We start from the raw sequence: 15,380 nt of genomic DNA on the forward strand, positions 1-15,380 counted from the left end.
TTATTTTACCTTTTTATAAGTCACATAAAAGTTCTTATCCATCAGTTTGCTGATGTCTTCACCTGCTTTAAAGTTGGTGCGGTATTTCTGCCAGTTTTCTGTAGCCAGTAATTGGCCATATTTGCCATTGCTGTTGCCGGGTAAGCGGATGGGCATGTTAAAGCCTTTTACACAATTTGCCCAGCGATAATTTAACACCTGGCTGTTGTTTTCAGTATTGAGATAATATTCCAGCGTTGGTACTTGTGTTGTGCGCAGGTATTGATCAAACATTTTACTGAGGTTATATCCTGTACGTTTCGAAATGAAATCTTCGATCTCTGCACCTGTAACAGTTTTGTGATAATATTTTTCGTTCATATCACGTAACAACATCCGGAATGTGCTTTTATTGTCAATGATCTGGCGCACCATATGGATCATGTTAGCAGCTTTCGGATACATATCACCGCTTCCCTCTTTGTTCACGTTGTATTTGCCAACAATAGGAATATCGTTCCTGATATTTCGCCGCACACCTTGCACATAGGCATCGCCTGCTTCAGTACCAAAAATATAATCAGTGTAAAGTGTTTCGCTGTAGTTGGTAAAACCTTCATGCACCCACATATCGGCAATGTCTTTGCTGCTGATGTTGTTGCCATACCACTCATGACCACTTTCATGAATGATGATGAAATCAAATTTCAATCCCCAGCCTGAACCACTAAGATCTGTGCCTTTGTAACCATTTTGGTATTCGTTACCGTAAGCCACTGCACTTTGGTGTTCCATTCCAAGATGATTGCTTTCCACCAGCTTGTATCCGTCCTCATAAAAAGGATAAGGACCAAACCAATATTCAAATGCACGAAGCATTGGCTTCACCTGTTCAAATTGCTTTTTTGCTTTTTCAAGATTGTAATCGAGCACATAATAGTCCAGATCGAGTTTGCCCTTTTCCCCTTGCAGTGTATCACCGAAATGTACATACTTGCCCACGTTCATTGTAACATCATACAGGTTGATCGGGTTAGTTACAACCCATGTCCACACTTTGTTTCCTTTTCCATCAGCAACTACATTTTGCAATCTGCCATTAGAAACATTCATCAACGTATCAGGAGCAGTTATACTGATGCTAACGCCATTATCAGGTTCATCGCTCTGGTGATCTTTACAGGGCCACCATACACTTGCACCTAAACCCTGACAAGCAACGTTGATCCATGGATTACCGTTCTTATCTTTTTTCCAAACAACACCACCATCCCAAGGCGCACGTAAAGCCGGCTTAGGTACACCATGATAAACAAGATAGAGTTGATGCAGATCTTTATCAGCAGTAAGCGGTTTCGGCATTCTTCGTTTTGGCATTTCAATATACCACGCATGCCCATCACGGGTAAAACTCACCGGCACACCATTTAATACAGCACTGTCAATGATCAACGGATCCTGCAAATCGATCTGCATGCGATTTCCTTTTCTCTTTACAAGTCTGAATGAGATAGTATTGCTGCCACTGATGGTGAAATTCTTAAAATTTGGTGTTACAGCTAAGTCATATTTCACCACATCCCACCAGACACGTTCAGGAGTTATTGAACCACGCAATGTATCTTGTCTCGTAAGTTTTTCATTGTTATGAAAAGATTGCGATTGAACAAGTACGGATTGAAACAGGAGGATCAGGAATAAGCTAAGGAAGGTTGGTAAATTCTTTTTTTGCACCGGATTTGTATTTGAGCCTAAATTTAGCAGTAATTCTTTATGCAGAAAGCGAAAATTATATTAATGGGAGTGATGAGGTGTCTACTCCAGTTAAGGCAATATCGTATTACTCATTACTCATTATTCATCATTCATCTGGCAATACTCCTTTCCTGTGGTAAAGCCAAAAAGAATGAGCAGAATATTTTTCGATACAATGAAGTAAGTGGTATCAGTTCGCTTGATCCAGCATTTGCCAAAAGTCAGTCAGTTATTTGGGCAACCCACCAACTATACAATACACTTGTTGAAACAGATGATCAACTGCATATTGTTCCTTCACTTGCAAAAAGCTGGGGGGTCAGTGATGATCGTTTGCAGATCACTTTTTATTTACGGAATGATGTGTTCTTTCATGATCACGCTGCATTCCCGAATGGCAAAGGACGAAAGATGACGGCATCAGACGTTGTGTATAGTTTTCAACGGCTGATGGATAAAAACACCGCCAGCCCCGGTGCTTGGATATTCAATAACAGGGTTGATGCAGCATCAGGTTTTACTGCCGTTGATGACACAACCTTTCGTATTACGTTATTACGACCTTTTGTGCAGATACTTGGTGTGTTGAGTAATGTGTATTGTTCGATTGTGCCAAAAGAAGTGGTGGAGAAATACGGGCCTGATTTCAGACGCAATCCTTGCGGCACCGGTCCATTTCAATTTAAAGCATGGGAAGAAGGACAAGCATTGATACTGGTGAAAAATAAAAACTATTTTGAAAAGGATAGTGCAGGTGAACGTTTACCTTATGTAGACGGCGTTAAAGTGAGCTTTCTTGACAATAAGGCGAGTGAGTTTATGGAATTCAGGCAAGGGAATCTTCATTTCATTAATGATATTGATGCTTCGTTTAAAGATGAAGTGCTGAATAAAAAAGGAGAGTTGCGCAGTGAATGGAAAGATAAAGTTGTGCTCAATAAAAATCCATATCTCAATATTGAATACATCGGAATACTGGTTGATTCAACGAATCCATTGGTGAAGAATTCTCCATTGCGGTTGAAAGCAATCCGGCAGGCGATCAATTATGGATTTGATCGAAGAAAAATGATGCTGTACCTGCGTAACTCCATTGGTACTGCTGCTGAAAGTGGCTTTGTGCCAACAGGTTTGCCCAGCTTTGATTCAACCATTGTAAAAGGTTATTCGTATGATCCTGAAAAAGCAAAAGCATTGTTGCAGCAAGCTGGTTTTAATTCTATGAAAGATGTGCCGGAGATAAAACTGCTCACTATTCCTATCTATGCAGATCTTGGCAGTTATATTGCCCGCCAGTTGCAGGATATTGGGTTGAATGTAAAAGTGGAAGCTGTGCAGAAAAGTTTATTGCTTACGCAAACATCAAAAAGTGAAGCATTGTTTTTTCGTGCGAGCTGGATTGCTGATTATCCTGATGCAGAAAATTACCTGAGTGTGTTCTATGGAAAAAATCCTGCACCACCCAATTATACCCGATATAAAAATGCAGCGTATGATGCGTTGTATGAACAATCAACAAGAGAACCAAACGATTCTATCCGTTACAAACTATACCAGCAAATGGATCAAATGCTTATGAACGACGCACCGATTGTTCCGTTGTGGTATGACATGGTGATTCATCTTGTGCAACCAACGGTAAAAGGGTTTAAACCAAATGCGTTAAACTGGTTAGAACTGCGAAGAGTCAAGTTGAAGTAAATCCAGTTCTAAAGTTCTAAGTTCTGAGTTGCTGATTGAAGTTTCTTCTTATTTTTTGGATATTGGATTTTCGCTTGTGCCTTGTTCCTTAACTTTTTCTTTTCTTATCCTTAAACACTTTTTCAAACTTATCCAGTTTGGGTTTAATCACATAGTAGCAATAAGGATTTGAATTCTTGTTGAGATTGTAATAATTCTGGTGATAGTTTTCTGCTTCGCTGTAGTTTTTGTAAGCTTCAACAGTTGTAACAATAGGAGCGCTGAAAGCACCACTCTTGTTTAATTCCTCTTTATATTTTTCTGCTTTTGCCTTTTGTTCTGCATTATGATAAAACACTGCACTACGGTACTGCGGACCAACATCATTTCCCTGGCGGTTTAACGTTGTAGGGTCATGTGTTTGCCAGAAAATTTCCAGTAATTCATCAAATGAAATTTTCTTAGGATCAAATACGATCTGTGCAACTTCTGCATGACCGGTGGTTTTTGTGTTCACCTGCTCATACGTTGGGTTTTTAACATGTCCGCCGCAGTAACCACTCGTTACTTTTAACACACCTTCCACTTGTTGAAAAACAGCTTCTACGCACCAGAAACAACCTGCGCCAAAAGTGGCTGTATCAGTAACAGCTCCTTCATTGCCTGTGCTTCCTGCAAAGGCAACACTTGATAAATTATCGCTCATAGTTTTATTATTCGGTTCACTTGTAACACAGGAAAAAAAATGAAACGATCCGGTTACAGTGAAAATGCTCAAAAGTAATTTACTCCACATATCGTTCTCGTTTTTTGCAATATGCAATGTACGTGCAAAATTGTGCCAGAGGTTTTCACCGGCATGTAGTACAGACGACAATTTAAGGATTTTAGAATCGCTTTAACGTTTCCTTTTAAGATTAGCCTTCTTTTGCTATCTTCAAATTAAACAGTGTTGACTTACCAGCTTTTTACTAATGGATAAGAATACAATTATTACTTTACTCATATTAGCCACACTTGGTATATCATGGAGCATCGTTTATCTGATGATTATTTACCGTTCCTTTAAAGATCAAATGTGCGGTATGCCGTCAATTGTATTGGCCTTTAATATGTTTTGGGAATTTTTGTACTCGTTTGTTTTTTTGAACGAAGGGCAACAAATTCAAATATGGGTCAACAGGGTTTGGTTCTTGTTTGATGTTGTTATTTTTATCTCTTTCATAATGTACGGGGCCAGGGGTTGGCAAACAGAGAAGCGCCGGTTTTTTGTACCGTATGTGTTGTTTACTTTAATTTCTGCTTTTAGCATACTCTATTTAATGCAGTTAGATTTTGGCGAAAAAGCAATTACATATTCAGCCTTTCTCATTAATGTGCTGATGTCTGCCTCTTTTATTGATCTGTTATTGAAACACGAGGATTTAAAGGGACAATCCTTTGGCATTGCCTTTTTTAAAATGCTGGGCACACTTGCGGCAACCATTGTGTTATTTCAACGATATAGCCAGCTTTTGCAATTGCTGGGTATTTTATGTTTTGTGTTAGACCTTATCTATATCTTCATGATTGCTGACCTATACAAAAAAGCAAACCTTCACCTGGTAACCCGCCGTGTAAAAGTCTGATTATTTTATGTAATTCATTTCTCCGGCTTTAATTGCCACAGCCAGATCGTTTTCTTTTGGTGGAATGGGACAATTGTAGCCAGTAGTGTAAGCGCAATAAGGATTGTAGGCTTTGTTAAAATCGATCACATAAGTATTGTTACTAATGTCAGAAATATTCAGATCAATATAACGGCCGCCTCCGTACGTTTCTCTGCCCGATGTAAAATCGGTGAAGGGAATAAATAAATGTTCCTTGTATTTTTCAGAACTCATGAGTGAGCGTGATTGATAGATATGCAGTGTAACTGCTGTATCGTGAATGCTGAAACGGATAATTCCATACACACGGTATTGTTGTTTGGTATTTCCAGATGTACTCATCATAAACCATGGGCTGTTTTCTTTTCGCACAAAAACAGCGGTAATGCGGTATTGCTGCTGCACGGGGTAAAACTTCATTTTTTGCTTGTCGTTGCCCGTTACCACTTCATGATCGGTAACATATTTTTTCAAGAATAGGTTGAGTGAATCTTCATAGCTGATTTGTGCAAATGCAAAAAAGGGAAAGGAAATAAGAAACAGGAAGCATAGTTTCATAAGTGGCATTATTTAAGGCAATTTAAGAAACCGGTCGGAAAACTGAACAAAAGATAGTTGCTGCCGTGGGCATTGTGGCAAAAGAGTGCGACGCAAGGAACGCTGAATAGATTTACCTTTGCCGGCAACAAAAAAGTGGTTTTCTGTGATTAAATTTTTTCCCGATTCGGCCCTCGTGCAGTTGGAGTTTGATAAAGTGAAGGCGTTGTTACATGAGCATTGCAAAACGGAGTATGCAAAAAACAAGGCAGAGGAGCTTCGTATACATACAAAAAAGGAATATATAAAACTTGAGTTGCAGCAGAGTTATGAGTTTATGCTGTTGCTGCAGCAGGGACAGTATTTTCCAACCGATTATATTCTCAATCTTTCACGTGAACTGAAATTATTATCGATACCCGGTGCGGTGTTAACGGAAGAACAATTGGTGCAGATCCGCAAGCTTACTGTTAATGCACAAAGTATTTTTCGTTGGTTTGATGCAGAACGCAGACTGGCTTATCCTGCCTTAACAGAGGTGATTGAAGGAACCTATTATGAAAAAGTAATTCTTGAACTGATCAATGATGTGCTGGATGATAGTGGAGTGGTGAAAGATGATGCGAGTGAAGAGTTGGGTAATATCCGCATGAGTTTATACCGCAAACGAAATGAATTACGCAGGGAGTTTGAAAAAGTGTTGAAGCGTTTACAGAAGCAGGGTTATGTTGCTGATATTGAAGAGTCGTTTTTAAGTGGCAGGAGAGTGGTAGCGCTGTTTGCAGAACAGAAGCGACAAGTGAAAGGTATTTTACATGGCGAAAGTGAAACAAGGAGAACGGTGTTTGTTGAACCTGAAGAAACGATTGAACTCAACAATGATATTTTCAGTTTAGAGAATGAAGAGCGCAGGGAAGTATATCGTATACTGAGGCAACTGACTGAACAACTTTCAGTTTATGCATCCTTACTTACAACTTACCACGGCATTTTAGGCGAATACGATTTCATTAGAGCCAAAGCGAAGTTGGGTGTTGACATGCAGGCGAATTTTCCAATGCTTACAGATAAGGCAGTGATTGATCTAAGAGAAGCATATCATCCGTTATTGCTGTTGTACAATAAGAAAAATCAAAAGCCAACAATACCAACAAATATCCGCCTTGATGAAAAGAGCAGGATATTAGTGATCTCCGGACCAAACGCCGGTGGTAAAACCGTTACCATGAAAACAGTTGGGCTCATGCAATTGATGGTGCAGAGTGGTTTGCTTGTGCCGGTGCATCCTGATAGTGAATTCGGCATTTTTAAACAGGTGATGATCCATATTGGTGATACACAAAGCATCGAATATGATTTGAGTACATACAGCAGTCATTTGCTGCACATGAAACATTTCATGGAGACAGCAAACGGACGAACATTATTTTTCATAGATGAATTGGGCAGTGGCAGTGATCCGAATCTTGGAGGTGCATTTGCAGAAGTGATCTTACAGGAATTGGTGAAAAAGCATTCGCTTGGCATTGTTACCACGCACTATCTCAACCTGAAAGTAATGGCGAACCATACGCCGGGTATTGTAAACGGTGCCATGAGTTTTGATGAAAAGAGTTTGCAGCCGTTGTATAAACTGATATTCGGTAAGCCAGGCAGTTCATACACCTTTGCTATTGCAGAACGTATTGGATTAAGCAAGCAATTGATCGATCGTGCAAGAGCACTGGTGGATGAAGATCATTTCAGGTTAGATAAATTGTTAAATACGGCTGAAAGCGATCTCCGCCAAATTGAAAAGAAAGAAAAGGAGCTGCATCGTTTGCTGAAAGAAAATGAACGGTTAAAAAAGGAAATGGAGCAGGTGATCAATAAAGAAAAACATCAGCAGCAGGTTGAATTGTTGAAGCAGCAGAATAAGATCACGGAAGACCGCATTGCTTATCTTAAGGATATGGATCGCAAACTGAAAGCTATAGTGCAGGAGTGGAGGAGAAGTGATAATAAGGCTGAGGTAATGAAGCAGATCAATGCCTTGCTGTTTGATCAGAAACAAAAACAGGTGGCTGAGAAAAAAGATAAAAAGCTCAACGAAAAGTTTAAAGAAGTGGGTGGTGAGATCAAACCGGGCGTTAAAGTAAAGATGATGAAAAACCGCCAGGTGGGTATTGTAAAAGAGCTGCGGGGTAAGAATGCGGTGGTGCAGTTGGGGGCTATTCCGATTACAGTAAGTTTAAACGATTTGGTAGTTGTAGTAGATAAAGTTGAAGAAGCGTAAAACAACAGGAGGGAGGAATGGTACAACAGTTTATATAGTTGTAACCGCTGTGGCCCTTTCTGGCAAATAGATGGTGAAAACAGAGCCTTCTCCGGGGCGTGATGATGCGGAGATAAGACCATTGTGTTTATCTACAATCTTTTTACAAATTGATAATCCTACACCCGTTCCTTCAAACTCATGATGGCTGTGCAGTCGTTTAAAAACAAGGAATATTTCTTCAGCAAAGTTGGGATCAAAGCCAATTCCATTATCGGTAATTAGGATCTTGTGATAGTCTGTGTTTGCATTTTGTAATTTAACCGGGAGTTTTTCTTTTTTAATCTTTTCTGATGAAATATAAATATCAGGAGGTCTGCCATTTTTTTTGAATTTTAATGCATTGCTGAGAAGGTTATAAAACAACTGGCGCATTAATACAGGAGCAGCATAAATAGCCGGCAACGCATCCGCTCTTATATTTGCATTTGTTTTTTCGATCTCAAGATCAAGATCGCCAACTACTTCTTTTATGATAATGTTTAGATCGGAAAGTTGAAAATCAGAGATACTAAGTGATTGTCTTGAGAAACTCAGCAAGTCATTGATGAGTGACTGCATTCTTTTTGACGAGTTGATTATTTTTTCAAAGTACTTTTGTGTTTCTGCTTTGCCGTCTTTGCTGTTTAAAATTTTGTCACTGAATATCATAATCTTTCGCAGCGGCTCCTGCAAATCATGAGAAGCCATATAGGCAAACCGATCGAGCTCTTCATTTGCAAGTTGCAGTTGATGATTATTTTGAAGAAGTTGCGCATTTAGCAGTTTTACTTTTTGTTCAGATGCTTTTCTCTCTTCTATTTCTTTTTGTAACGAACGGTTAGCAGCAAGTAGCTTTTTTTCCTGCTGAACCAATTGATGAGTTTTCCTGTAGAGCTCCACAAACACTTCCACTTTTACTCTCAATAGTTCCGGATTGATAGGTTTGTATATATAATCAACACCACCCATCTTATAACCTTTGAAAAGATAATCTTCATCATAGTTATGAGCCGTGATAAAAATAATTGGGATGTTTTTTAGTTTCTCTCTTTCATAGATCATAGTGGCAGTTTCCAGTCCATTGATATCGGGCATTTGCACATCCATCAGGATAAGCGAAAAGTCATGCTCATGCAACAGGATTTTTAATGCCGCCCTGCCTGAATTCGCTTTTACGATCGTATAATTGTCTTTTTCAAGGATTGCTTCAATAGAAAATAGATTGTCCTCCCTGTCATCTACTACAAGTATTTTAATATCAGCTTTAGAAGATACGTTTATGGGTTTTGTATCCATACGTTATTTGTATAGCCATACTCTCATCAAAGAAAGTAATTGGTCTATTTTTACAGGTTTCGTAATGTAATCCGACGCCCCGGCTTCAATACATTTTTCACGATCGCCCTTCATTGCTTTTGCTGTAACAGCAATAATTGGAAGGGCACTATTTTTATGTTCTCTTCGTATCTTTTGAGTGGTTTCATATCCATCCATTTCCGGCATCATGATATCCATTAAAACCATGTCAATATTAGTATTCAGATCTAGTATTTCCATAGCTTCTTTACCACTTTCTGCTGTAATGGTATTGATCTTGTATCGTTCAAAAGCTGTGGTCAATGCAAACAGGTTTCTAACATCATCATCCACTACAAGTACTTTTTTATTGGTCAACACATCACTCTTTGATCGAAGATTTTCAATCAGCCGTTTCTTTTCAGGAACAAGATTCTTGTGATCAATGTGAAGGAGTAACACTGTTTCTTCAAGCAATAGCTCAAGTGAAGTGATATCTTTAAGTAAGATCCTGTTGGCATATTGCTTCAGCTGGGTTTTTTCTTTTGGAGAAAAATCTTTGGCTGAATAAATAAGAACCGGTGTTGTTTGCAATTTTTTTAATGATGCAATTTCTGTTACCATGTCCAGACCATTAATGTCAGGAAGCATATAGTCCACAATGATGCAGTCGTATTCTTGTTCCCTGATCTTTTGCAAAGCCTTTTTGCCATTGTCCACGATCTCAAGATGAATGAGATCGTTATTGTCCAGCATTTTACTTATTTGCGAAGAATCGATCTCATTATCTTCTACCAGTAGTACATTACGCTGGTAGCGTTCATTATAATTGATAATATCGCTGAATATTTCATTTAAAACTTCGGAGTTTAATGGCTTTAAATTGAAACTCCTTGCACCTCGTTGCATGGCAAGTAAACGGTTCTCTTCACCAGATATTAAATGAACAGGGATGTGACGGAAATTAATATCATTTTTAAAGAGATCAAGTATTCTCCATCCACTTGCATCAGGTAGTTTCACATCCAACGTAACAGCTATTGGATTGTATTTGTTTACAAGGTCAAACACTTCGCCGAAATGAGTGGCCACCACTACTTTAAGATCGGCTTCATGTGCTTTATCAATCATGATTTTGCCAAACCTTATATCATCCTCTATCACCAATACTGTTTTATCGCCTCCGGCAATATTGTTTCTGTCATCACCTAGTTCATTAATGATCTCGTTTAAAGCGTCCAGATCTTTTGTGTCACTTACTTTGATCGTAGGCACTGATTGTAAAAGCGCATCGGCTGAATCGCCTTCGGCCAGTTTATACTCGCTCACCTGCAGGCTGCTTTGTTTTTCACGTTTAATATTTGCTGAATCATAATCTATTGGGAGGAATAACGTGAAGCTGCTGCCGTAACCAATTTCGCTTTTTAGTTCAATAGAACCACCCAGCAGGTCAGCAAGGCCACGGCTGATGGATAAGCCTAAACCGGTGCCACCATATTTTCTACTGGTAGAACCTTCTGCTTGTTGAAATGCCTCAAAGATGATATTCTGTTTGTCTTTTGAAATTCCAATTCCAGTGTCTTTTATTTCAAATGCAACAACACGTTGTGCATTGTCTAAACTTTTATGTCCCGGCTTCCAGTTGTGATCCGCTTCGTAAATACGAAGTTTCACTTCGCCTTTCTCTGTAAACTTAAAGGCGTTTGATAAAAGATTTTTCAAGATCTGGTTAAGACGTTGAGCATCTGTTTCGAGACTTGCCGGCAATTTGTCATCCACTTCAATACTAAAGCGGAGATTCTTATTTTCAGAAATGTGTTTAAATGTTGTTTCAACAAAAGTGGTAATATCATGGAACTGTAACTTGATGAAATCAGTTGAGATATAGCCAGATTCAATTTTCGAAAGATCAAGAATATCATTGATCAATTGAATGAGATCATCACCACAGCTGTGAATGGTTTTAGCATAACTTACCTGTTTCTCGTTGAGATTGCCATCATGGTTTTCATACAACTGTTGGGCAAGAATCAATAGCGAGTTTAATGGCGTTCTTAACTCATGCGACATGTTTGCAAGAAACTCTGATTTATATTTTGATGTTAATTGCAACTGCTCTGCTTTTTCTTCCAACGACAGTCTTGCTTCTTCAACCTCTCGGTTCTTATCTTCAACCTCTTCCTTTTGTTTTGCCAGCAGATGGGCTTTGTCCTGTAATTCTTCATTTGTTCTGCCCAATTCATCGGCAAGAGATTGCGATTGCACCAATAATCCCTCTGTTCTTGTATTCGCTTCAATTGTATTTAAAACTATACCGATACTTTCTGTTAACTGACTTAAGAAGTCGAGGTGAGTTTCGCTGAATGAATCAAAAGAAGCCAGTTCAATTACGGCTTTAATTTCTTTTTCAAACAACACCGGCAAAACGATGAGATTTAGTGGAGAAGCTTTACCAAGACCCGAACCTATCTTGATATAATTTTTCGGAACATTGGATAACAGTATTCTTTCCTTATCCAAAGCGCACTGACCAACCAACCCTTCACCCAATGCAAATTCTTTTGACGTTTTTACTTCTTCACCATAAGCATAGGCTGCAAATAATTTTAGTTTTGGAATTTTGATATTCTCATCTTGTTCCAGAATGTAGAACATGCCTTTTTGTGCATTTACTACCTGTGCCAATTCGGAAAGAATTCTGCGTGTTACAGTATTCAGATCTTTTTGTCCCTGCAACATCTGTGTAAACTTTGCAAGGTTTGACTTCAGCCAATCCTGTTCGTGATTTCGTAGCGTTGTTTCTTTCAGGTTTGCGATCATCTGGTTAATGGTGTCTTTCAATTCTTCCACTTCACCTTTTGCTTCTACACGAATCATTTGTGTAAGGTCACCTTTCGTTACAGCAGATGCTACATCAGCAATGTTACGAACCTGTGTGGTTAAGTTTTCTGCAAGCTGGTTCACATTCTCAGTCAAGTTTTTCCAGATACCTGATGCACCCGGTACAGATGCTTGTCCACCTAATCTACCTTCAACACCCACTTCTCTTGCAACGTTTGTTACCTGGTCAGCAAATACTGCCAGTGTATCAATCATTTCATTGATCGTATCGATCAGCTGTGCAACTTCACCCCGTGATACAATTGATAATTTTTGTTTGAGATTACCTGTTGCCACCGCAGTTACAACTTTAGCAATACCACGTACCTGGTTGGTAAGATTCGATGCCATCATGTTCACGGAGTCGGTCAGATCTTTCCAGGTACCTGCTACACCTTGCACCTCAGCTTGTCCGCCAAGTTTTCCTTCGGTACCAACTTCTCTTGCCACCCTTGTTACCTCAAATGCAAATGAGTTCAACTGATCTACCATGGTATTGATAGTATTCTTCAGATCAAATATTTCACCCTTTACATCAATGGTTACTTTTTTCGTTAAGTCGCCCGATGCAACCGCTTTCGTTACTTCCGCAATATTTCTTACTTGTGATGTAAGATTACCAGTCATTTGATTCACGGAGTCTGTTAAGTCTTTCCATGTTCCTGCAACACCGGGTACAAAGGCCTGTCCTCCGAGTTTACCATCAGTACCTACTTCACGGGCGACCCTTGTTACTTCTGATGCAAATGCTCGAAGCTGATCCACCATGGTGTTCAGCGTTTCTTTCAATTGCAATATTTCTCCACGAACGTCAACGGTAATTTTTCTCGACATATCTCCATTCGCCACAGCAATCGCCACATCAGCAATGTTCCTTACCTGTGCGGTAAGGTTGCCTGCCATCTGGTTTACCGAATCTGTTAAGTCTTTCCATGTACCACCAACACCTGGTACGTTTGCCTGTCCACCAAGTTTTCCATCCGTACCTACTTCTCTTGCAACACGGGTTACTTCCGATGCAAATGAACGAAGCTGTTCCACCATCGTGTTGATGGTATTCTTCAATTCAAGAATTTCGCCTTTTACATCCACTTCAATTTTTCTTGACAAATCACCGTTTGCCACGGCGGTTGTTACTTCGGCAATATTTCTTACTTGTGATGTAAGATTCGAAGCCATTTTATTTACTGAGTCAGTTAAATCTTTCCAAAGTCCTTCCACACCCGGCACATCAGCCTGTCCTCCGAGTTTACCTTCACTACCCACTTCACGGGCCACACGGAATACCTCTGAACCAAATGAGTTCAACTGATCCACCATGGTGTTGATGGTGTTTTTCAATTCCAGGATTTCACCTTTAACATCCACGGTGATTTTTCTTGAAAGATCACCTTTCGCAACCGCCGTTGTTACATCGGCAATGTTGCGCACCTGCGATGTAAGATTCGATCCCATCTGGTTTACCGAATCGGTTAAGTCTTTCCATGTACCACCTACACCTTGCACTTTCGCCTGTCCGCCGAGTTTACCTTCGGTACCTACCTCAAGTGCCACACGAGTTACTTCCGATGCAAATGAGTTCAACTGATCCACCATTGTATTGATGGTGTCTTTTAGTTCAAGAATTTCACCGGCAACATTTACAGTGATTTTTTTAGATAAATCACCTTTAGCCACCGCTGTTGTTACATCAGCAATATTTCTCACCTGTGCAGTAAGGTTAGATGCCATGAGATTAACTGATTCTGTTAAGTCTTTCCAGGTACCACCCACATCCTGCACTTTTGCCTGTCCACCCAGTTTACCTTCTGTACCTACCTCAAGTGCCACACGTGTTACTTCCGATGCAAATGAGTTCAACTGATCCACCATGGTATTGATGGTGTCTTTTAATTCGAGAATTTCTCCTCTTACATCCACTGTAATTTTTCTTGACAGGTCACCTTTTGCTACTGCTGTTGTTACCTCTGCAATGTTGCGCACCTGTGCAGTAAGATTTGATCCCATCTGGTTTACTGAATCAGTAAGATCTTTCCATACACCGCCAATTCCTTTTACTGTTGCCTGTCCGCCGAGTTTACCTTCGCTACCCACTTCACGTGCCACCCTGGTTACCTCCGCAGAGAAAGAATTCAATTGATCCACCATGGTATTGATGGTGTTTTTCAATTCAAGAATTTCTCCTTTTACATCCACGGTAATTTTTCTCGACAGATCACCTCTTGCTACAGCAGTTGTTACTTCTGCAATATTTCTTACCTGTCCGGTCAGGTTAGAAGCCATCTGGTTTACCGAGTCGGTAAGATCTTTCCATGTACCTCCAATACCTTGTACCTCTGCCTGTCCGCCAAGTTTACCTTCAGTACCTACTTCTCTTGCCACACGAGTTACTTCAGATGAGAAGGAGTTCAACTGATCCACCATGGTATTGATGGTGTTTTTTAATTCGAGGATCTCTCCCTGAACATCCACAGTAATTTTTTTCCGGAGATCACCTTTGGCCACGGCAGTTGTTACTTCTGCAATACTTCTTACCTGTGCCGTAAGATTCCCTGCCATTTGGTTTACAGAATCGGTCAGGTCTTTCCATACACCTGCCACACCTTTTACTTTTGCCTGGCCGCCCAGTTTACCTTCACTACCCACTTCTCTTGCCACACGGGTTACTTCCATGGAGAAGAGGTTTAACTGCTTCACCATGTCATTTACTTCAGCAGCAATCTTTGCAAATTCACCCTGTAAAACATGATCGCCGATTTTTAGTGGCATTTCCTGCGACAAATTTCCTTTGGCCACAGAGCTGATAACATGTGCTATTTCAATAGTGGGGTGAACAAGATCAGAAATAAGGCTATTAATAGAATCAACACTGGTACTCCACGATCCCCTGGCGGAGCGGGGTAGTTCTACCCGGTGATTAAGATGTCCTTTTTTGCCAATGGTATTGCGGGCCAGCGAAAGTTCTTCCACCAAAGACTCATTGAGCGATATAATGGCGTTGAGTGTATCACAAATTTTTCCGCCAAGACCAAGTTTGTCAATCGGCATACGCACGTTGAAGTTTCCTTCCTTTACTTCAGTAAGAACAAGTAATAATTCACGGGCATCCAATTCATCGGAATATTCTTCTTTTGACTTTAAAGAAGTTCGAAGTAAACCGGTTGCAGATGAGGAATCAGCAACTTTTGATGAGTTAGTTTTTTTGATCTTGGTTGCTACAACTTTTTTCACAACACCATTTACTTCTTTACCTGTTTTTGTACTAGCAGCAGTTTGGTTGCGGCTTTTTCTCATATTGCTTAATATGT

8 protein-coding genes are annotated in these 15,380 nt (G+C 39.9%); 3 read left to right on the forward strand and 5 right to left on the reverse strand.

What is annotated here, in order from left to right:
* Positions 1 to 1,713: a M1 family metallopeptidase gene (locus WG954_RS15525; RefSeq protein WP_340437604.1), complete on the reverse strand. Its 1,713-nt coding sequence runs from the start codon at positions 1,711 to 1,713 to the stop codon at positions 1 to 3.
* 72 nt (positions 1,714 to 1,785) lie between these two features.
* Between WG954_RS15525 and WG954_RS15530 the strand changes: the two genes are divergently transcribed.
* On the forward strand, positions 1,786 to 3,435 hold the full coding sequence (locus WG954_RS15530) for an ABC transporter substrate-binding protein (protein ID WP_340437605.1): 1,650 nt from the start codon (positions 1,786 to 1,788) through the stop codon (positions 3,433 to 3,435).
* Positions 3,436 to 3,523: 88 nt separating this feature from the next.
* Here WG954_RS15530 and msrA read toward each other — a convergent pair whose 3' ends face one another.
* Complete coding sequence (gene msrA, locus WG954_RS15535) at positions 3,524 to 4,291, reverse strand: peptide-methionine (S)-S-oxide reductase MsrA (protein WP_340437606.1); 768 nt, start codon at positions 4,289 to 4,291, stop codon at positions 3,524 to 3,526.
* Between the two features lie 97 nt (positions 4,292 to 4,388).
* Between msrA and WG954_RS21650 the strand changes: the two genes are divergently transcribed.
* Positions 4,389 to 5,042, forward strand: coding sequence for a transmembrane-type terpene cyclase (locus WG954_RS21650; RefSeq protein ID WP_445298456.1), 654 nt, complete (start codon positions 4,389 to 4,391; stop codon positions 5,040 to 5,042).
* On the opposite strand, the gene WG954_RS15545 is transcribed toward WG954_RS21650, so the two are convergent.
* Positions 5,043 to 5,621: a DUF1684 domain-containing protein gene (locus tag WG954_RS15545; RefSeq protein ID WP_340437608.1), complete on the reverse strand. Its 579-nt coding sequence runs from the start codon at positions 5,619 to 5,621 to the stop codon at positions 5,043 to 5,045.
* A gap of 148 nt (positions 5,622 to 5,769) precedes the next feature.
* Between WG954_RS15545 and WG954_RS15550 the strand changes: the two genes are divergently transcribed.
* Positions 5,770 to 7,875, forward strand: coding sequence for an endonuclease MutS2 (locus tag WG954_RS15550; RefSeq protein WP_445298467.1), 2,106 nt, complete (start codon positions 5,770 to 5,772; stop codon positions 7,873 to 7,875).
* Positions 7,876 to 7,905: 30 nt separating this feature from the next.
* Here the strand turns inward: WG954_RS15550 and WG954_RS15555 are convergent, their stop codons facing one another.
* Together WG954_RS15555 and WG954_RS15560 are read right to left on the reverse strand one after the other, a co-directional pair.
* A complete protein-coding gene (locus WG954_RS15555) occupies positions 7,906 to 9,192 on the reverse strand; it encodes a sensor histidine kinase (protein WP_340437610.1) in 1,287 nt (428 codons plus the stop codon).
* Between the two features lie 3 nt (positions 9,193 to 9,195).
* Positions 9,196 to 15,366, reverse strand: a complete 6,171-nt coding sequence (locus tag WG954_RS15560) for a HAMP domain-containing protein (protein ID WP_340437611.1) — start codon at positions 15,364 to 15,366, stop codon at positions 9,196 to 9,198.
* Between the last annotated feature and the right edge of the window lie 14 nt (positions 15,367 to 15,380).

Origin of the sequence: Lacibacter sp. H375 (genome assembly GCF_037892425.1) — a bacterium.
Lineage (GTDB): Bacteria > Bacteroidota > Bacteroidia > Chitinophagales > Chitinophagaceae > Lacibacter.